20 protein-coding genes are annotated in these 20,488 nt (G+C 41.0%); 11 read left to right on the forward strand and 9 right to left on the reverse strand.

The features are described from left to right. Positions 1-43: 43 nt before the first annotated feature. From IYN84_RS04735 to IYN84_RS20935, 3 genes are all read left to right on the forward strand, one after another. Positions 44-1,411 carry a formimidoylglutamate deiminase gene (locus tag IYN84_RS04735; protein WP_196138007.1) on the forward strand — a complete coding sequence of 456 codons (1,368 nt, stop codon included), beginning with the start codon at positions 44-46 and terminating at the stop codon, positions 1,409-1,411. A 204-nt stretch (positions 1,412-1,615) separates the two neighbouring features. After that, positions 1,616-2,020 (forward strand): hypothetical protein, encoded by a 405-nt coding sequence (locus tag IYN84_RS04740; protein WP_196138008.1) that lies wholly within the window; start codon positions 1,616-1,618, stop codon positions 2,018-2,020. Between the two features lie 86 nt (positions 2,021-2,106). Continuing rightward, a complete protein-coding gene (locus IYN84_RS20935; RefSeq protein WP_210330295.1) occupies positions 2,107-2,325 on the forward strand; it encodes a glutathione S-transferase N-terminal domain-containing protein in 219 nt (72 codons plus the stop codon). Positions 2,326-2,910: 585 nt separating this feature from the next. Here IYN84_RS20935 and IYN84_RS04750 read toward each other — a convergent pair. The 3 genes from IYN84_RS04750 to IYN84_RS04760 all read right to left on the reverse strand — a co-directional run bounded on the left by IYN84_RS04750 (position 2,911) and on the right by IYN84_RS04760 (position 5,890). Further along, positions 2,911-4,269, reverse strand: coding sequence for an MATE family efflux transporter (locus IYN84_RS04750; RefSeq protein WP_196138009.1), 1,359 nt, complete (start codon positions 4,267-4,269; stop codon positions 2,911-2,913). A gap of 205 nt (positions 4,270-4,474) precedes the next feature. Then, positions 4,475-5,257 carry a hypothetical protein gene (locus IYN84_RS04755; protein ID WP_196138010.1) on the reverse strand — a complete coding sequence of 261 codons (783 nt, stop codon included), beginning with the start codon at positions 5,255-5,257 and terminating at the stop codon, positions 4,475-4,477. A 75-nt stretch (positions 5,258-5,332) separates the two neighbouring features. Further along, entirely contained in the window at positions 5,333-5,890 is a 558-nt protein-coding gene (locus IYN84_RS04760) for a hypothetical protein (RefSeq protein ID WP_196138011.1), read from the reverse strand. Positions 5,891-6,066: 176 nt separating this feature from the next. On the opposite strand from IYN84_RS04760, the gene IYN84_RS04765 reads away from it, so the two are divergent. Together IYN84_RS04765 and IYN84_RS04770 are read left to right on the forward strand one after the other, a co-directional pair. Next, entirely contained in the window at positions 6,067-6,576 is a 510-nt protein-coding gene (locus tag IYN84_RS04765; RefSeq protein WP_196138012.1) for a TIGR00645 family protein, read from the forward strand. Between the two features lie 36 nt (positions 6,577-6,612). Further along, positions 6,613-7,032 (forward strand): hotdog fold thioesterase, encoded by a 420-nt coding sequence (locus IYN84_RS04770; RefSeq protein WP_196138013.1) that lies wholly within the window; start codon positions 6,613-6,615, stop codon positions 7,030-7,032. A 25-nt stretch (positions 7,033-7,057) separates the two neighbouring features. Here the strand turns inward: IYN84_RS04770 and IYN84_RS04775 are convergent, their stop codons facing one another. From IYN84_RS04775 to purB, 3 genes are all read right to left on the reverse strand, one after another. After that, on the reverse strand, positions 7,058-7,495 hold the full coding sequence (locus tag IYN84_RS04775; protein ID WP_196138014.1) for a GNAT family N-acetyltransferase: 438 nt from the start codon (positions 7,493-7,495) through the stop codon (positions 7,058-7,060). Positions 7,496-7,502: 7 nt separating this feature from the next. Continuing rightward, a complete protein-coding gene (locus IYN84_RS04780) occupies positions 7,503-8,684 on the reverse strand; it encodes a cupin domain-containing protein (protein WP_196138015.1) in 1,182 nt (393 codons plus the stop codon). Positions 8,685-8,760: 76 nt separating this feature from the next. Beyond that, positions 8,761-10,125 carry an adenylosuccinate lyase gene (purB, locus tag IYN84_RS04785; protein ID WP_196138016.1) on the reverse strand — a complete coding sequence of 455 codons (1,365 nt, stop codon included), beginning with the start codon at positions 10,123-10,125 and terminating at the stop codon, positions 8,761-8,763. 526 nt (positions 10,126-10,651) lie between these two features. On the opposite strand from purB, the gene IYN84_RS04790 reads away from it, so the two are divergent. Then, a complete protein-coding gene (locus tag IYN84_RS04790; protein ID WP_196138017.1) occupies positions 10,652-11,956 on the forward strand; it encodes a hypothetical protein in 1,305 nt (434 codons plus the stop codon). A gap of 78 nt (positions 11,957-12,034) precedes the next feature. Here IYN84_RS04790 and IYN84_RS04795 read toward each other — a convergent pair whose 3' ends face one another. Beyond that, complete coding sequence (locus tag IYN84_RS04795) at positions 12,035-13,870, reverse strand: M2 family metallopeptidase (RefSeq protein ID WP_196138018.1); 1,836 nt, start codon at positions 13,868-13,870, stop codon at positions 12,035-12,037. A gap of 360 nt (positions 13,871-14,230) precedes the next feature. On the opposite strand from IYN84_RS04795, the gene IYN84_RS04800 reads away from it, so the two are divergent. The 3 genes from IYN84_RS04800 to IYN84_RS04810 all read left to right on the forward strand — a co-directional run bounded on the left by IYN84_RS04800 (position 14,231) and on the right by IYN84_RS04810 (position 17,189). Beyond that, entirely contained in the window at positions 14,231-14,818 is a 588-nt protein-coding gene (locus IYN84_RS04800; protein ID WP_196138019.1) for a chalcone isomerase family protein, read from the forward strand. A gap of 212 nt (positions 14,819-15,030) precedes the next feature. Continuing rightward, positions 15,031-16,062, forward strand: coding sequence for a beta-N-acetylhexosaminidase (gene nagZ / locus IYN84_RS04805; protein ID WP_196138020.1), 1,032 nt, complete (start codon positions 15,031-15,033; stop codon positions 16,060-16,062). A 35-nt stretch (positions 16,063-16,097) separates the two neighbouring features. Beyond that, positions 16,098-17,189 (forward strand): mechanosensitive ion channel family protein, encoded by a 1,092-nt coding sequence (locus tag IYN84_RS04810; protein ID WP_196138021.1) that lies wholly within the window; start codon positions 16,098-16,100, stop codon positions 17,187-17,189. Positions 17,190-17,248: 59 nt separating this feature from the next. On the opposite strand, the gene IYN84_RS04815 is transcribed toward IYN84_RS04810, so the two are convergent. Next, on the reverse strand, positions 17,249-17,542 hold the full coding sequence (locus IYN84_RS04815) for a hypothetical protein (protein ID WP_196138022.1): 294 nt from the start codon (positions 17,540-17,542) through the stop codon (positions 17,249-17,251). Positions 17,543-17,623: 81 nt separating this feature from the next. After that, on the reverse strand, positions 17,624-18,211 hold the full coding sequence (locus IYN84_RS04820; RefSeq protein ID WP_196138023.1) for a PilZ domain-containing protein: 588 nt from the start codon (positions 18,209-18,211) through the stop codon (positions 17,624-17,626). 277 nt (positions 18,212-18,488) lie between these two features. Here IYN84_RS04820 and IYN84_RS04825 point away from each other — a divergent pair, with 277 nt between their 5' ends. Beyond that, positions 18,489-19,736, forward strand: coding sequence for a lipoprotein-releasing ABC transporter permease subunit (locus IYN84_RS04825; RefSeq protein WP_196138024.1), 1,248 nt, complete (start codon positions 18,489-18,491; stop codon positions 19,734-19,736). After that, positions 19,729-20,415, forward strand: a complete 687-nt coding sequence (lolD, locus tag IYN84_RS04830; RefSeq protein WP_196138025.1) for a lipoprotein-releasing ABC transporter ATP-binding protein LolD — start codon at positions 19,729-19,731, stop codon at positions 20,413-20,415. Before IYN84_RS04825 ends, lolD begins: the two co-directional genes overlap by 8 nt. Positions 20,416-20,488: the final 73 nt, after the last annotated feature.

A 20,488-nucleotide genomic window follows, 5' to 3' on the forward strand; every position in this document is an offset into this window, starting at 1 on the left:
TTGCCATCTTATTTGGCAAGATAACCCGACGGTTTGAAAGAAAGTGAAATTATACGCAGAAAAGGTTTTGGTTGAAAACCAATGGTTGAAGAATCAGTCCATATCGATTGACAATAAAGGGGTTATTACGGCAATTGAACCCGGAATGGCCGACGGTGCTGAAATAATAGAAGGAGCCGTAATCCCGGGCATGGTCAACTGCCACTCGCACGCCTTTCAGCGCGCCTTCGCCGGATTCTCCGAGTACCGTGCTAATGAAGCCGATAGTTTCTGGAGTTGGCGGGATATCATGTACCGCTTTGTTGCCAAAATGTCACCGGCGGACGCTCATATAGTCGCCAGATATCTTTATCTTGAAATGTTGAAAGCCGGATATACCAGTGTTGCCGAATTTCATTACCTGCATCATCAGGTGGGCGGCAAGTTTTACGATAATCCTGCCGAGATGTCGGAGCAGGTGATTAATGCAGCAAAAAGCGCCGGGATAGCAATTACCCATTTACCGGTTTTATATACCTACGCGGGTTTTGGTAAGCAAGCTCCTAGCGAAGGGCAGGGACGTTTTATTCATCAGCTGGATCAGTATCAGCAATTAATAGAAACCTTGTTCGACAGCTATCGTTCCGATCCACAAGTGCAAATCGGAGTGGCGCCACACTCATTGCGCGCTGTAAGTGAAAATCAGCTAAAAGCTTTGGTTCCTTTTATCCACAATCTGGATGCTAATGCGCCAATTCATATCCACATAGCTGAGCAATTAAAGGAAGTCGAAGATTGTATTGATTTCTACAAGCAACGCCCTGTTGAATGGTTATTGAACAATGTCGAAATGGACAAGAACTGGTGTCTTATCCACGCAACGCATTTAACTGATGAAGAAGTTTCCCGACTGGCAAAGAGTCCTGCGGTTGCCGGTATATGCCCGACGACTGAAGCAAACCTCGGCGACGGCATTTACCCAACAAAAGACTTTATGGCTCAGGGGGGTAAAGTTGCGATTGGTTCTGACTCTCACATAGCGGTTAATGTTGCCGATGAATTGAGAACTCTGGAATACGGTCAAAGGTTGACCAGCCATCAACGAGCGGTATTAACCGGGGAAGACTCATCATCAGTAGGTCAGTACCTTTATTCCCATTGTGCAAGAGAGGGTGCTAAAACGGTAAATCAAAATGTTGGTGAAATCGCAGCTGGAAAACAGGCGAACCTGGTTGTTCTGGATAGCAATCACCCGACTTTATTCTTAAAAGAAGAGAGCTTTATTCTTGATGCCGCGATTTTCGCCTGTGATAGCTTACCAGTGAAGGATGTTATGGTCAGTGGGCAATGGAAAATTATCGATGGTAATCATACTGATGAAGCGACTATAGTTAATGATTATTTACAAGTGATCAAGAAGCTTACTCAATAAACGATCTGTCAGTATTTTGGAGATAGTTTATGACTAAAATTGGATGCTCGACTTTTTTATTGTAAAGGTATTATTAGCCTCATCCTTTGAATTTTGTGATTTACTATCGCTCTGAGTTTCAGGAGCGAGGTAAACTCCCAATGAATTTGATTTTTTAAAATTATTATCTCGTTCTCAATAGCCTACAAATTAGATTTGAACAGAATGAATAAATTTGTTTTTAGGGTTTCGTTTGTTTTTATTTTATTCCTTACAGCTTGTACAGAGTTAGTAAAAACTAGTTTAGTAGCCAAGAAGAGTTCAAGTGCCATATCAACGATAACAGGTGGTAGAGCAAATTTACGTTATGCAGAAACCATAGAAGAATATAAGGTACAGATTTTTGAGATTTATAAATTGAATCTCAGCACTAACCCAGGATTAAAAGGGAGAATAGAATTTATTATCCATGTTTTAGAAAATGGCCTTGTTACAAGTTGTGTACCAAAAGTCAAAGATAAACAAATGAAAGTAACAGCCGAAAAAATTTGTGGAATTATTCAGGAAATGAACTTTGGGAATGGAGAGGAGTTTGATTTATCGTATATTATGAATTTTTTCCCAAATTAGCAATGATGTCTATTCTAGAGCTTAAGTGATTACCGAAATGAATAGCTGTTTAGCAGGAATTTCCGATAAAGCAGGGGCTTTTTATTTTGATTGAACTAATAGTAGGAACCAACTCGACCTGGTCTCTTAGAGCATGGATTTGCGCGCAATTAGTCGATGTTTCTGTAGAGGTTATTGTTATTAATCTAGAGCGTAACGATGCAAAGTTACAGCTTTCAAAATTAACACCTTCAGAAAAAGTCCCATGTTTGAAAGTTGACAATGTTTCCATACACGATTCTTTGTCCATCGCTGAATATTTTTAGGAGCTTTCGAGTGGACAACTCTATCCGCAGGATAATAGTCAAAGCGCTTTATCAAGAAGTTTCTGTGCCGAGTTACATTCCGGCTTTTTAAAATCAGGACATTGTGTCCCTTTAGTACTGGTTCCGTAGAACCAGTAAAGATCTTTTCACAAGATCTCGTAAACGAATTAAAAAGAATAGAGTCTATTTTTAATAATGCAAAGCTCCCATTTATGTTTGAACGCCCGAGTGCGGTTGACGCTTTCTATTCCATTCTCGCATATAGGCTAGATTTGTATGGTATTCGATTGAAAGGCAAGGCTGGCGAATATCAACAATGCCTTCTTGACTGGCCTTTATTAATTGATGCTATTTCTACTTGTCAAGAATGGGACAAAATATAACACGAACTTTCTCTATGGTTTTGACTAAAATCTTGAAAGGTCAGAAACCTCATTTTTTAGATTCAAACTATAAAAAACGAGTTCAATTAGCCACCTAAAAATACTGGGGGTAAAACTCTCCATTACACAAGGTTCAGAAGTTCTAGTGCTCAGATTTGAAGAGTGGAGAGGAAATAAAAAATCCGCAAACGTGAGAAATGGCTCAAGTGTTCAAAAATTTTGACATATGCATCCATCGACGGAATAACAATAAAGCTGCCGTTGAGAGACCTGCAATTAATCCAATCCAATAACCGCTTGCCTGCATCTGATAATTTTCTGCCAGCAAATAACCTACCGGAAAACCAACTAGCCAGTAAGAAACTGCAGTAATTATCATTGGGATTTTCGTATCTTTTACACCACGCAACGCTCCGGCAGAAGAAACCTGTAGTGCATCCGAAAATTGAAAGATCGCTGCAAAGAAAAGCAAGCTCACTGCGATATCAGAGACTCTAATATCGCTTGTATAAAATCCAACCAGTAATGCAGGGATGACGACCATAGTTGTCGCTGAAAATCCGGAAATTAACGCTGAAGTACCGATACCAGTAAAACCAGCCAGTTGAGTTTTTAGGGGGTCTTTCTTACCTGCGAAATATCCGACACGCGCGGTAATTGCCTGAGAAATGCCCAGTGGGATCATAAAACTGATAGAAGCAATATTAACTGCTATCTGATGGGCGCCCATTACTTCGGTTGGATATCTTGCGATCATCAAAGAGACAGCAGCAAACATGGTTATTTCAAAGCCTAAAGTAATTGCCATCGGAAATCCAAGCTTTAGTACGTCTTTAATTTCATGCCAGCCCGGTAATGTTTTATGTGTAAAGATCTCCAGATTTTTATATTTGGGAGTGAAAGCAGTATAAAGCCAAAGACCTATACACATCATGGTCCAAACGAGACTGGTTGCGTAGCCAACACCGACTGCACCCATTTCCTCTACATGAAAAATGCCCATGAACGTACCACCATACATAAACCAGTAGTTAAAAACGATATTAAAGGGAATGGATATGAGCGTCGCTATCATGATAGCTGTTGTCGAAAATAGTCCTTCATTACAAAAGCGTAGGGCAAGGAATATTAAAAGGCCGGGCATCCCCCAAACAGTTGCATGCAGATATCCGGTAGCAAGCTCGGCAACTTGTTGGTTAACATTGAGGAAGACCAAAATATATTGAGCGTTAAGTAAAATCAGTATCGCAATAGGGCAAAAGATAACCGCAAGAAAAATTCCCAGCCTGAAGTGGCTGGCAATTTTCTCTTCGGTGTTGCCCCCCTTAAAATGAGCGACAATTGGATTAAATGCGAGAAACAAGCCAAGAAAAAATACTAATACCGGATGTAACAAACTGGTACCGATTGCAATTGCAGCAAGGGCTTCATTGGAATAGTGACCAGCCATTAAAGTATCGATGACACCCATCGCCATTTGTGCCAGTTGAGATAGCACTGCTGGAATGGCAATTGGCATGAGCTGTTTAAACTCTGAATAGGCAGAGCTGAAAATTTTCATTTATAAGTGGCCTGGAAATATTTCAAGGGATGCGTCCAACAAGTTAGACCGTTAACTGCGCATCGATGCGAGCAAAAACTGAAGTCTCTATAGCTGATTTAGAGGTTCAGTGGACCAAATAATATACGTGATTTTAAACTGCCTCTCCAGAAAAACCAGCTCAGAATCTCCTAACTTTTAGTTTGGTCTCATAGGTTGAGTGAAATTATTCTGCTGAAGAGAGTACACGCAAATAGAACCAGCGCTTTTCGCTCATCATTCCCTGGGTGCTATGGCGATTTTTAGCAGAACTATTGGGTTGTGATTCACTTGCAGCTATAAGTATCCAGTTTCCTTCTTTGGCATTAAAAACGGTAGCAGCCTTAGCGGTATTCGTGGTTTGCGAATAGCGTGATTGTCTATTTTGTTGTTGCGCACTGATCGCAATGCGGAAATCATCTTGCGGTGTCTTATTGATGTTAACGTAAAAACCACTTTTGGCCTCTCGCTGTCTGGTTTGAGGAATGAATCCACCATAATGGCTTACCAGCTGATGCACTGGAAAGGCAATCCCTGTTGAAACAAAGCTCTGATAACCCTCCAAAGTCCGAACGCGAAAAGTTTGATCGAAATTGTTCCGTCCAACTCGATATGTCTGACCGATTTTTACCGAACTTTCTTTATTGATAATCTTGATTTCACTTTTAGAAAGCTCCCAGTTATCTAGTTTACGATCGAGGATACGTACTTCAACCATTAATGTTAATGGCTTCTTGTCGAGTTGAGTGAGTAACGATTTGATTTTCTCGTACTCTTCCTGAGAGCCGTTGATAATAAGCTGATAGTCCTTTGCTGTGACCAGAGTATTATTATCTAAATGCGGCTTTATTGTCGGAATAACTTGCTCTGCTTTTAAATAGTGCATCTGATGTACAAAAATCTCGGCTTTCAGATTACCCATAGACAGGTTTAAGACGATTATTATGTATAGGATCGATTTATAAATCACTGAAGTGTTCCTGCGCTAAAGGGCTACAATTCAAAAACTTTTAGAGATAAATAGACAACTCGAGTTCATTTCAATTTAAAGATGAAGTGCTCTGAGGTGGACTGCAGGTGATGCCTGCTCCCAAACTTCCTTAAAATACTTGGCCTTTTCAATTATTTTGCTGTCAGGTAATTCATGAATGCTTGATTCATATCGATCTGCGTAAGTCCTATAAATTAGCAAACGACCGTCTATTAGATAAAACGCAAAGGGGTTTTCGTAGAAATCCTTCGGGATTAACTTAATCTTGGCAAAACTTGTATAGTTTTGTGAAAGTGAAACCAACCTGTGATCCTGACCTTGTACCGCTTTTTCATCACGAATGAGAATCTCTACCCGGAAATTTCTATTGTTTCTTATCGCCAAATTTAACCGACGCTCTATATCTCTATTATTTAGTACCCTTGGATCCAGCAGAGGCGAATAAATTTGAAGCGAGTATTTTGCATTTGCAATTAACGATAGGCAAATCTTTTGTAAGTCGCTCAGAGATTCAACTTTTAATGTTTCCTTGGAAGCTTCCTGGGATAGCTCAAACTGGTGTTCATCAGTCTCGGAATTATGATTTTCTAATTCGGATTCTTCAGGCATCATTCTATACTCGTTGTTCATTCTGGAAAGAGGTACTAATGCGCAAAGAGATGGCAAGTCTGTTTCAGTCAACTCTCGCAATTTAAAGGGTCGATCTTTGCTTGTTTTAACAACATAACCTGTGCCAAACTGTGGCCTCTATTGATAATCCTACATCTGTTTAGAAAAGATAACAAATAATGGTAGAAAAATATTTTGAACAATTAATGTACGCCAGTCGTTGGGTGTTGGCACCTATTTATTTGGGCCTCAGCCTGGGCCTATTGATGCTAGGTGTAAAGTTTTTTCAGGAGGTCATTCATACACTGCCTGTTTTACTATCGGTAGGTGAAGCTGAATTGATATTGATTATTCTTTCACTGGTAGATATGGCTCTGGTTGGCGGTTTGATCGTCATGGTTATGTTTTCAGGTTATGAGAATTTTGTGTCTCAACTTGATATCCATGATAATAGTGAAAAACTTTCCTGGTTAGGCAAGCTTGACTCAGGATCATTGAAGCAAAAAGTGGCTGCTTCAATCGTTGCCATATCATCAATCCACCTGCTGCAAAAGTTTATGAATGTTGCCGGGGAGAAAGCGCCAACCGAGAATCAATTGATGTGGTATGTAATTATCCATTTGACATTTGTCCTGTCTGCCCTCGGTATGGCTTGGGTTGATAAGATTAATAGTCAATCTAAAAACTAATCTATTAAAATACCTGATTCATTGAGGAAGTCGTTAATGCCTATCTGGAAAAAGCCCGTATCACTAGAGCATTTGCAAGAACGTCGACGTAATACTATGGTTGAACATCTTGGGATAGAGCTTGTTGAAGTCGGCGATGATTATATGACAGCCTCTATGCCAGTAGACAATAGGACGCATCAACCAATGGGGATTTTACATGGCGGTGCTTCCATAGCCCTTGCTGAAACAGTGGGAAGCATGGCCGCAAATATGGCCGTTGACGAGGAGCATTACTGCGTTGGTCTCGAAGTTAATGGCAACCATTTGCGTTCGGTTAAATCGGGTAGGGTATTCGCAACCGCGAGTCCGCTCCATTTAGGACGTACAACCCAAGTGTGGGATATTCGAATAAGGGATGAACAAGGTCGAAAAGTATGTATATCCAGATTAACGATGGCTGTGTTGAAGAGGTAGTGGGCTTAAATAAACATCGCTTTCTTCAGGCTAGTCTCTTAGTCATTCTCTGGTAAGGGACACCCTGTTTCATATAGACAGGACCATCGGCGGAAAAATTCTGTTGGTCATAAAAGTGGCTAAGGTCTGTTTCTGCGTTGAGTGAAAGCCTGGGGATATGGCTTTGTTGTGCTATCTTGATGAGTTCTGACAAAATCCGAGTACCAACCCCTAGTCCGCGATAATTCATTAAAACTGCTATCCGTCCGATTCTTCCATCCTGATTAAGCCTGCCTGAACCTATTGCTTCGCCTTGCTGATTTGACACGAGGATATGGTGGCAGTAGGGATCGTGTCTGTCTTTCAACATCTTATGATTAAATCGTTGCTCGATAATGAACACTTTATGTCGTACAGCCATAATGCTGTGGGCTGAAGTTGACCAGTCAACTTCGTAAAAATGCAAATTGTCTATCCGATCCATAAAATCGCTATGCTGTTACAATTAAGTACCCCTTATTAACTAGACTAGCTAATAGATCAGAAAAAGCAAATTTTTCCTTGACAGCTTCAATGTCAGTTACTTCGAGGCTTTCGCCACTAAAAAGCCGCTCGATTGGCTCTTTGAATGTCGCAGGACAACTAAAAGTTTCTCCATCAATACTAAAGATAAGTCTGCCTTCTGACATGACCCAGTTAAAATATGAACCAGGGTTTAATGTCAGCTTCTGATCAGGAAGGAGAGTTTCTTTTAAAAATTTTGGGAAGGGGAGCTCTGGTGGTCGCGCACAAGATTCTAGTTTCGGCTGACTCAGATGGTTACTCAAAATTTGTTTGATAACCTCTTGATTTTTAGATAAATTATTAATCTTATCCTGTGCCCACTTGATTAGCTCTGGCTCTAGACATGACGAGTTATTAGTCTTTTTTCTATATACATCTTCGAAAAACTCATTACTTTCAGTTTCTTCCAGATAATTAGCTATCATCGCAAACAAGTCTCGGGATTGAGGGGCTCTGAAACCAACAGAGTATCCTAAGGATTCCCCTACGGATACTCCCCAATGTGCCGTTTCGGGTGGAATGTAGAGAATGTCACCAGGCTGCATAATTACATCTATTTCGGGTTTAAAGGCTTTGAGGTGTTTAAGCCCGTCAATGTATTTTTGCTCTTCAGGTATTTTTCCTTTGGCACCAACTTGCCACCTTCTTTCTCCTGCGCCCTGAACTAGAAACACATCATAATTATCGTAATGCGGGCCAACGCCGCCTCCTTGAGTAGCGTAACTGACCATAAGGTCATCAAAGCGCCATCGAGGAATAAAATTGAACAGATCCACTAATTGCTGTGTTTCAGGAATCCAGAAATCGATGGTTTGCACAAGGAGAGTCCAGTTTCTTTCGGGCAGTTTAGCGAATGTATTTTCGTCAAAAGGACCATGCTGCAACTTCCAGCCATCTTGTGTTTTACCATGTTCGGCGCTGTTATCCGTAGGGCTACATATTATTCTGGACTCAACTTCTTCTTCAAGAGAGAGTCCAGCGAGCTCGTCTGCACATATAAACTCGGGTATTTCAGAAAGACCAGCTTTGATAAGGCACGGTGCTTTTTGCCAATAATTAGATAAAAAACTGTCCTTATCGAAATGTCTTAGAACAAGTGGCTTTGTCATGTTAATCAGGCAGTAGTAAGCAGGTTAGTTGAGTAAGTACTAAAAAGAAGCCCGGGTATACCGGGCTCTTTAGTAATCAGACTTGTTTAGCCTGTTCTATAGCATTACCAATATAATTGGACGGCGTTAATGCTTTAAGCTGTTCTTTAGCCTCACCAGGCAGGTCAAGTTGATCTACAAATGCCTGCATTCCTGCTTGATCAACTCGCTTACCACGAGTCAGTTCTTTAAGTTTTTCGTATGGCTTTTCAATTCCGTAACGACGCATCACTGTCTGAATAGGCTCAGCAAGAACTTCCCAATTTTGATCGAGTTCTTGTGCTAGAGAGGCTTCGTTGACTTCGAGTTTAGAAATACCTTTAAGCGTGGCCTTGTAAGCAATTAACGAGTGAGCAACTCCCATACCCAGAGCTCTTAGAGCTGTAGAGTCGGAAAGATCTCTCTGCCAGCGAGAAATGGGCAACTTTTGACCAAGATGTGTGAAGAGAGCATTCGCGATTCCAATATTTCCTTCTGAATTTTCGAAGTCAATAGGGTTAACTTTATGTGGCATTGTCGATGAGCCAATCTCTCCGGCAATAGTCTTCTGCTTGAAATGACCTAATGCAATATAGCCCCAGATATCTCGATCAAAGTCGATTAAAATCGTATTGAATCGAGTGATTACATCGAAATATTCGGCTACATAGTCGTGTGGTTCAATTTGAGTCGTGTAAGGATTCCAGGTAAGCCCAAGACTTTCTACAAAGTTTTGCGCAAAAGCAGGCCAGTCTACTTCCGGGTAGGCCGATATATGGGCATTGTAATTACCGACAGCACCATTAATTTTTCCCATTAATTGTACCCGGCCAAATTGCGCCTGTTGTCTTTGCAGGCGAGCTACAACATTAGCCATTTCTTTGCCAAGGGTGGTTGGTGAAGCTGGTTGGCCATGTGTACGAGACATTAATGGAATCTCAGCATACTGGTGCGCCAGATCCGCAATAGCGTCAACGATCTTGTCTTGAGACTCACAAATTACAACAGCAGCGTCCCTGAGCATCAGAGCATAAGATAGATTGTTGATATCTTCAGATGTACACGCAAAATGTATGAATTCGCTTACTGCGCTGATTTCCGCACTATCGGCTGTTTTTTCTTTGAGAAAATACTCAACAGCCTTAACATCGTGGTTAGTTGTCCCCTCAATTTCCTTTACTCGTGCAGCATCTGCCTCGGAGAAATTATCTACTATAGAATTGAGTAACTGATTAGCCTCGTCTGAAAAAGTCACAACTTCTTTAATCTTGTCATTGGCTGAGAGCGCTTGTAACCAGCGAACTTCAACTATCACGCGATATTTGATAAGACCGAACTCGCTAAAAATGGGGCGAAGTTCTTCAGTTTTGCTACCGTATCGACCATCAGTAGGGGAGATTGCGGTTAACGCAGATAATTCCATGTGTGCTCCTCGGCTTGAATTAGATTTTGGCTGAAAAGAGCCAATAAAATAGGGACATATAAGAAAGGGCGCTATTTTAACTGAAATCAGCGACTATGCACATAGTTTAGGCTAAAGATTCCCCAGCTATTTAACCATGTTGAGTTAGTAAAAAAACAATCATCACTTAATAGCTGCCGGCTTAGGCTGATTTTTTCAAGAGTATTATCGATTTTAGTTAACTTATAGTAAACGCCGATTCGATTAACATCGCTTATACCCCATGAATTACAAAAACTATTCAGCGTTTGGTCTATATTTAAGTTCAGGCTGATATGATTCTTAATTCCTTTGACCAGGGTCATACTTGGATGATTCGATACTTTTAATTAATTGAAATCTAACAACAATCATATAATATGCTAAGAGCTGATATTCTTGGGGGGAGCCGCAGAGATTAAGTATCTCACGGCAGGAATTAACTTTTTAATTCTTGAAGTTGATTTTCGCGTAAGGCTCAAAACGACAATTTGTTCAGGATAAACAAATGAAATATACAACTTTTCCAAATGCCGACCATTACCAGATTCCTCGAGGATTATTTATAGGGGCATGGAAGGTATGGTTTAAGCGATTTGCCGACCATGAATCATGGCGAGATGGTGTTATGCCAGCTGCGCCAAGTGAGCTTAAGCTATATCAATTAATTGAAGAAAAACAAAGATTCAGTTTAGAAGTGGTAAACCGATTGATGGTGCCATGGTCTTATCGAGATTCTAGCCAGGTTTGCTCAGCATTTTTAAAATTGAACAGAGATGAAGTTCATGAGGTGAATGATGATCAAGGTGAATCTTTCGTCAGGCTTACTGACAGAGCACTAGACTATTGGGATAGTTTAACCTTCCTTGAACAAGATATGTTTACAGCGTACGCCGAAGCCAGGATTCAGGCTGACATTGAAACACCTAGCCCTCAACCAGTAGTTATTGATGATCATGGGTTGGAGCTAATTGGTGAGGATATATACCCACCAATAGTCCCAGAAAAGGATGCCTCTGACCTTGATTTTGCCCGAGCAATGGTTGCCTGGATAGAAGAAGATCCGTTTACGCCAATGTACCAAAGGCAGGCCGTTGGCGAAGCTGTCAGTAGCTGGCATGACAGGTTGGAAAGGTTTTTCTGGCCAAAACCAAGAAACGGTTTGATGCAGGTATCTCACACAGCGGACGCTTTGATGTATCGTTCTGAGCTTTTGGCTCGCGGAATAGAGAGGGGAGTCGAATGGAACCAGGAGGATCGAGAACTTGCCGTTAAAACTGCAAATGAAATATTCCTGCAAGCGGGTGTACCTCAACGTGATGTGACCTGGGAGAATGTTTATGCAGTGATGAAATCAGCGATTCAAGCTGATGAAAACTCAACAGCAAAAATGAATAGCGGCTGGAGTCTCCTGGCATCATTCGCTTCTCATTGGTTAAATAATTGTGAAGATCGCTTGCCTATGGTTTGTTGGAACAGCAGGGTATCTAATGCAGTTATCTCCAGGCTTGATTTCTTATTGGTCGAAGCGGGTTATGCAACGCTGGAAGACCGTTTTACCAACATAGGAACTGTTCCAGGCGTTGGGGGGACCAGACCTCGAGAAACAACCCTGAAGTGGCCAGATGGCTATCGCAGCTGGAAAACTCAGATCGCAGCGTCAAGATTTGTCAATTTGATGGTTGAAGTGTTAAATAACGAGAGAAACGGAGATGGCAGTCTAAAATATGAGCCAATGCCGATACCAACTGGTGGCCGCGCTCCATGGTCAATACAGGGTGTACAGCTTGTACTATTTTCAGACGGTTATTGAGCCTGTAGTAAAATTAGCAATATTATTGAAAAAGGACGCAAAAGCGTCCTTTTTATTTGAGAGTAAGCATCTGAACAATTACCAGCCGCATTGTCGGCCTTTGTTTTGCTCATCTAACCATGCTTTGAGTGGGGCAAAATAGTCAATGATTGCGGAAGCATCCATTTGCTCCTGACCAGTCATGGTTTTCAGAGCTTCCTGCCATGGACGGCTTGAGCCCATTTCTAACATCGCTTTAAGTTTGGCACCGGCTTCCTTATTACCGTAAATAGAACATCGGTGCAGCGGACCTGTGTTGCCAGCGACCTTACAAAGCTCTCTATGGAACTGGAACTGCAGGATATGTGCAAGGAAGTAACGAGAATAAGGAACGCTAGCAGGCACATGGTATTTGGCACCCGGATCGAAATCGTTTTCAGTTCTTGCTACCGGAGCTTTAACGCCCTGATACTTTTCGCGCAGATCCCACCAGGCTTTGTTATATTGAGTTGCCGGGATTTCGCCGTTAAACACACCCCAACGCCACTTGTCTACCATCAATCCGAAAGGCAAGAATGCAACTTTATCAAGTGCCATGCGCATCAAATAAGGCAGGTCTCCAGACTCGTCGGAAACTTCGTCAATTAACCCGATTTCTTTAAGATAATTATCATTTATTGATAATGCGACAGTATCGCCAATGGCTTCATGAAAGCCATCGTTAGCACTTTCACGATATAACTTGGGCTGTTTCAAGTTATAGGCTCGTTGGTAAAAATTGTGTCCAAGCTCATGATGAATTACGACAAAATCTTCTGTATTAACCTTAATACACATTTTAATTCGATAGTCATCGAGACTTAAATCCCATGCGCTCGCGTGACATTGAACAGTACGGTCGCGCGGTTCAATAAATAGCGAACGAGTCCAGAAAGTATCGGGAAGCGGCTCAAATCCAAGCGAAGTAAAGAAGTTCTCGGCGGTTCTGACCATTTCTTTTTCGCTGTAATCCTTAGCTTTTAACCGTTCACCTATATTAGTAGAGGAGGCGGTTGACTTAGGCGCAACATCTTCAAAAACATTACCCCAGCTTTGCGCCCACATATTGCCAAGCAGGTGAGCAGGTATTGGACCGGAGCTTGCAACCACTTGATCGCCATATTTTTCGTTGAGTTTCGCTCTTACATGACACTGGAGAGAATCATAAAGCGGTTTTACCTGTCCCCAAACTCGATCCATTTCTTTTGCGAAATCGTCTGCTGGCATATCGTATTTAGAGCGCCACAATGCTCCAGTATCGTTAAAGCCAAGTTCTTTTGAACCCTGGTTGGCGATTTCGACCATTCGCTGATAGTCTTTTCTCATCTGTGGACTGACTTTACGCCAATTAACCCAGGCATTCAGCTTTTCCTCATGGCTTGCGGTATTGTCGCCCAAGGTCGCATTTAGTTCGCCTAAATTAAAGCATTCTTTGTCAGCGCTGCATCCCGTCGCATATGTAGCGTCAAGATTGGAAGATATGGTCGCAAGTTCTTTAGTCAACTTGTCATCTTCGGGTGCAGGTAGAACAAGACCAGCCTTGAGAATTTCAAGTTTGCGACGAGTGTCATAATCAACTTCAACACCATTGAACTTCTTGGCTTGCATAGCAAGAGATACACCCATCTTGGTCGCTTCTTCTGCGGCTTTTGCGGCGAGCTCATTAGTATCAGAAGTTACAAAGTTTGCTTGTACCCAGGCAGTTTTCGCTTGATATTCGTAATCCTGTTCAAGCATGGATTCCGCTTTAGCAATGAAAGCTCGAGCTTCTTCTGCAGTTGGCGCTTTTGGCTTTTCTGCTTCTTGAGCGACTTTTTGCTCGGGTTGGCAAGCCAGTATTGTTGCCGTTAAGGCAATTGCTGCCGATAGCTTGGATAGCTTATGGATTTTATTCATTATAAAGTCCTTGTTTAATATCGAATTATTCTAAACAAAACAGCCTAGTCTAGAAAGTTATTGGTTTTCTTGGTATCGCTTTTTGTAGTCGACAGCAGAATATACTTGATAGGCGCCCCCATCAAGTGATGATAATCAATTTCAGCGAAGAAATAGAAGATATTGGCCTAATCGATATTATTGAATATTAAAGGACTTACATTTTTGTGACAGGCATTCCATTAATTGGTTATAAAATACGCTAACATGTTTGCATATGGATCTTTCTTACTGTAGTCTCAGCAAGCTAAGCTTGAGGGAAGATAAGAAAAAGGGTCGCAAGGATTGGCTTTTTGAGTAGTGCAATTTCTGGGGTAGGCCGTGAAAAGTACAAAATCCATACTAATATCTGTAGTAGCTCTTCTGGGTGTAAGCAGTCTATGCTGCGCAAAAGAGCTTGCAGGCGTAACGATTGAAGAGGTTGTTACCGTTTCTCCAGGTGGCGAGCCATTACGTCTAAAGGGAGCCGCCATTAAAAGTAATGCAAGACAGGCTATTTACGTTGGAGGCCTATACTTGCAGGATGAAGCGCAAAAAGCAAAAACCGTTGAAGATATCGTTTCAAGCGAAGGCGCCAAGCGCTTTGTTCTATATTGCCAAAATTCGACTATTAAGCCAGAAGCTCTGATCAGAGCACTTAACCTTGGGATCACCGCCAATCATACGGAAGAGGAACTTAATGAGCTCGAACCAATGGTAAAACAATTTAATCAAATCTGGAGCGAAGAGATCCACCAGGGTGATAAAGTCTGGATTGATTTTCTACCAGGAGAGGGGACCCAGATTTCAATAAATGGTGAAGCGAAAGGTTTGATTCCAGGAAAAACTTTCTATGATGCGTTTCTTAAAACATGGCTGGGCAGCAAGCCGCTAAATGCCTCAATGAAGAAACAAATTCTTGGTAGTTAAACATTCTTTAATATGACGAAAAAATCCTGCATATGCAGGATTTTTTTTTGGTTTTGCCTAATTTTGGTTAATAATTTCTTAAACTAAGCAAAATATAAACAAATTTGTTTTATCTACTCTGATTGAAAGAGTAAAATGGCCCGCCAAACCGATACGTTCGGTTCTTGTTATTCTAAATTCACAATTCCAAAAATAAGCAGAGTAGTAAAACTATGGGACAAATTGGTCCGGTAATGCTGGATATTGATTCAACTCACCTTACCGAAACTGATCGCAATCGAATTTCTAACCCTTTAGTGGGTGGTTTAATACTGTTTAGTAGAAACTTCGTCGACGCAGATCAGATTTTGGCTTTAACCAGCGAAATTCGTAGCATCAATCCCGAAATAATAATCGCAGTTGATCAAGAAGGTGGGCGCGTCCAACGTTTTATTGGTGAGTTCTCAACATTGCCTGCACTCGGCGAACTCGGAAAGCTTGCCGAAAAAGATCTTTCATTAGCAAAAGTCTATGCTCGTGATATTGGAAAGCTGATGGCCCTGGAAGTTCAGTCAGTCGGTTGTGATATTAGTTTCGCCCCGGTTCTTGATTTAGGTTTATCCTCAAGTAGAGTCATCGGAAATCGAGCTTTTTCTACAAACCTTGAACACATTATTCAATTGGGTGGTGCTTATATTAGCGGTATGAAAGAAGCTGGAATGGCTGCGACTGGAAAACACTACCCGGGGCATGGAAGCATTGAAGCCGATTCACACTTTGAAATTCCGCTCGATGAGAGAGAGCTTGATGAAATTAAGCAGTCAGACATAAAGCCATTTTGTGCACTAGCTGGAGAGCTAGGAGCGATAATGCCTGCACATATAATATTTCCCAAAGTTGACGAAAAGCCTGCTGGATTTTCCAAGATTTGGTTAGACATGTTACGACAGGAACTAAACTTTGACGGGGTTATATTTTCAGATGATCTTTCAATGAAGGGCGCTGAAACCGCAGGCGACTTTAAGCAACGAGCAGATGCTGCATTAGCTGCTGGGTGCGATATGGTATTGGTTTGCAACAACCTTTCGGCAGCAGATGAAGTGCTTCTCCACCTGGCTAATCAAAGTGTTTGTGATAGCTCGTCTAACCGTTTGAAAAAATTAAAGATGGCGACTAAGCCCAAAGGTCTAAATAGTTTGAAAGAATCACAAGAGTGGATGAGGCTAAGTAATCAATTAGAGTCTTTTAAGAGACTAAAACTATAATAATCCGACTTGTAATTTATTAAACGGAGGAATCGATGGATCTGGCACAGATCGACATTTGGTTTAAAGATAACTTTGGCGATTCAACTTTATATGTCAAAGTGTTCGCAGTGGTATTTCTAACACTAATCGCGAATTATATCTGGAAAAAAATTTACGAAAAGCTGCATCGCCAATTAATAAAAACGAAAAACAATTGGGATGACGCACTCCTTATTTCCGCATCATCACCATTTAATGTTTTGCTTTGGGTCATTGGCTCCTGGATTATCATTCGTTACCTTTTTAAATACCAAATTAATGAAGAATTTAAAGATATCATTCTGGTTGTATTGGTAAGTTGGTTTGCTATTCGTTTCATTAGAGAAGCAGAAAGCAATCTTCTCGCTTCAAACAAAAATAAAAAGGGCGAAGACAGGATTGATCAATCAACAATTGAGGCGATTAGTAAATTACTCAGAGTCTCTGTCAGTATCACCACCAGTTTGGTTATTTTGCAGACTCTTGGTGTAAGCATCAGTGCGGTTTTGGCATTTGGGGGAATAGGTGGTATCGCGGTAGGTTTTGCAGCAAAAGATCTACTCGCCAACTTTTTTGGTGGCTTAATGATTTATCTTGATAGACCTTTTTCTGTTGGAGACTGGATTCGATCTTCGGATAGAAATATTGAGGGTACGGTAGAATACATTGGTTGGCGGCAAACTCGAATACGTACATTTGACAAACGTCCGTTATATGTACCCAACGCAATATTTAATAGTATTACTGTAGAAAACCCTTCTCGTATGTTGAACCGCAGGATCTATGAGACCATCGGCATACGTTATGATGATATTGGGGTAATGGAAACAATAGTCGAGCAAGTAAAGGAAATGCTTAAATCACACCCTGAAATTGCCAATAATCAAACTATGATTGTGAATTTTAATGAGTTTTCGGCTTCTTCAATCGATTTCTTTGTTTATACCTTCACTCATACAACTGACTGGATAAAGTTTCACGAAATAAAACAAGATGTGTTGCTTAAGATTTCAAATATTATAACTGCCAACGGCGCTGAAATAGCTTATCCTACTCAGAGACTACAAATTGACGAATTGATTACTTTGTCAGAAGCCAAAGCCTGATTAACAGATCACAAAACAAAAAAGGGAGCATTGCTCCCTTTTTTAATAGGCTTTTGAATCTAACTTTGATGCACTACAGCATGTATAACCTTGTCATGTTCAAAATAGACGGTAAACTCACTATATCTCCAGCGTATAATCGGAGGCTCTCCCACAGGAGCGAACTTTTCAAGCGGCTCCCCAAACTGAGCTTCCACTTGCTCCATGGACTGACCGTGACCTGGCTTTGATACCGATTTTTGCGACTGTTGTGTCACTTTCACTGGTTGAGTTTGTGCATGGGCTCCCAAACTTAACCAGGATAGCAAAGCAATCAGACCTAGTCGGCTTAAACTCAGTCTTGGTTTTTTCATTATTAACTCTCCAATGTAGAATTAGTATTAATATACTCTCCTAACTTACTGATTTAAAGTCATAATCAATAAAATCGGGAACTAATTATCAGAATCGATTGTTTTTTCGGCCTTTGTTCTTAATTGGGATGATTGAACCTGAAACACATGTTTGACAATCGCATCTCTGTCTGTTTCCTTGAGTTTTACGAAAACCAGAGCAATTTCGTATTTGTTCTGCTCAAGCTCCTTCCTGTCAACGACTCGACCATATGCAATAATTCCAGCGCATTCAGGGACTAATATCAGCTCGATTCTGATTAGCTGATCAATTTTGAGAGGCTTATTAGACTGGAATCTCAACCCCCCACCAGAGATATCCACTTCTAGCAACTCTTGTGATTTGTTTGTCATTGACTGTATAACGAACTGTGTTAGCAACTCGAATTTCCTGTTCATATTCAGCAGGTAATCACCTAATTGGCTATGCTTTTCATTCAAGCTATTTAGATATTTTCGGTTGTCAGTATCAAGCTTATTAATACTTTGCAGCAATGCAATATGGGAATGACTAGCGGTCTTTGACTCTTCATCTTCGTCAATCGATTCTACGAGATCGTAATGTAGAAAGATCCAGTTCTTGATTCTGAAATATTGCCTGCGGTCATCTGTATCACTTGGATCCGCCATAAACACTCCTGTTAACTATGTTTTCACTAATAATTGAATTCCTGTATTAGACTATCTTCGCTCAAATCATACTAGTGAACCAATCAAGATTTTGCTGTCAAATAATTACAGTATTCCCTTTTTCTAATACAAATAGGTTGTTAGAATCGCGATGGGTATTAAATAGATAGTAGCAGAAATCAGCCAACTTTCTTGTTCATCCAATCCCAACTCCATAATAGGCAGTGCAAATACAAAAATATGTCTGCCCCAATAATTCAAGGAACATAAGGCCACTATGAAAAAATCTTTCGCTTTTATGGTCGGGCTAAGGTACACCCGGGCAAAAAAGAGCAACTTGTTTATTTCGATTGTCGCTTTTTTTGCGATGATTGGCATTGCTATGGGAACGATTGTATTAATCACCGTAATGTCTGTAATGAACGGTTTTCAATCTGAGCTACAGGATAGAATATTAGGGATGGTGCCGCATGTGGTTGTTGGAGAGCGAGGAGGCGGATTAGCCAATTGGCCCAAGATTGAAAAAGAGATTATTAAACATAAAGACGTTATTGCTACCGCTCCGTTAATCGATTCACAAGCAATGTTTAAAGCACGAGGGAATACTCGTTTCGGTCTTGTTCAGGGAGTTTTGCCTTCCAAGGAAAAAGAAGTATCAATTATTGACGATTACTTCGTTTCTGGTTCTCTCGAAAGCTTAAAACCCAAGGCTTATGGAATAATTCTGGGAATAGGGGTTGCGAGGAATTTGGGAGTAGGCATGGGTGACAAGGTAACCTTACTTATCGCAGACGGCGGAACAGTTTCTCCTGCGGGATTTGCGCCGCGTCAAAAGCGTTTTACGGTAGTCGGCATTTTTGAGACTAAAGCTGAAGCAGATAGTATGATTTCCATGATACATATTGATGATGCCTCAGTATTCACCCGAAAAGGGGACAAGGTTTCGGCTATCAGAGTTACGACCAATGATGTTCTCAACGCTCAGTGGACTGCCTATGAGCTTCGAAGCATGCTCCCGGATGATTATTTTGTAAGTGACTGGAACTACACCCATGGCACTTTATTCAAGGCGATTAAAATGGAAAAAACCATGATGGGAGTGTTACTAACATTTATTGTAGTAATTGCGGCTTTTAATATTATTTCGACCTTAGTTATGGTCGTTAATGATAAACAGTCCGATATTGCAATTTTAAGAACCCTCGGGGCTAGCCCAGCAAGAATTATGAAGATATTCATCATACAGGGATGTCTATATGGGGTGTTTGGAACATTAATCGGCGTAGTATTAGGCGTATCACTGGCGGTTAACCTGGCTGATGTGGTTGCCTTTGTAGAAGGGCTTTTCGGAGTAAATGTGATACCGGGAGACGTATATTTTATCGGCTTTTTACCATCCGAGCTTCATTGGGATGATGTATTTCTGGTAACTAGTCTTGCACTTGCTTTAACTGTTCTAGCAACACTTTATCCTGCCTGGAAGGCATCAAGAGTAAACCCAGCAGAGGCCCTAAGATATGAGTAGTACGATTATTTCGGGTAAAAATATCTATAAATCTTTTAGAGATGGTAAAAACAAAGTTGAAGTATTAAAAGGTGTTGATCTCAGCATCGGCGAAGCCGAGATGGTCGCCATTATAGGTGCTTCAGGATCAGGCAAGAGCACCTTGCTTCATGTCCTCGGAGGACTAGACTCTTTAGATGAAGGGATAGTTGAAATTGCTGGCCAGAATATACATACGGCTAGCGCTAAACGTCAGGGAGACATTAGAAACAAATATTTGGGTTTCGTGTATCAGTTTCATCATTTGTTAGCGGAGTTTGATGCAAAGGAAAATGTCGCGATGCCCCTGATTATTGGAGGAATGGGTTATAAAGAAGCGCTGAGATTGGCGGAAGAAATGATAGTCAAAGTTGGACTCAAAGACCGTATCACACATAAGCCATCCGAACTCAGCGGCGGAGAGAGACAGAGAATAGCTATTGCCCGTGCAATGGTAACAAAGCCAGCTTGTATATTGGCAGATGAACCTACCGGTAATCTGGATACTTTGACAGCAAACTCGATTAACGAATTAATGTTTGAACTAAATCGCTCAGAGAAAACCAGCTTCTTAATTGTCTCTCACGACCTAAAACTGGCGGAAAGCATGCAGAAAACTTACCAGATGACGGATGGGGAAATAGAATTGATTAAATCTTAAGCTTAATTGGTTGATTAGTAAGCTATTTTTTACCCATAGAGTCCTTTTGACAAAAAAAGTTAAAAAAATCGAA

Origin of the sequence: Aliikangiella sp. G2MR2-5 (assembly GCF_015687155.1) — a bacterium.
Classification (GTDB): Bacteria; Pseudomonadota; Gammaproteobacteria; order Enterobacterales; family Kangiellaceae; genus Aliikangiella.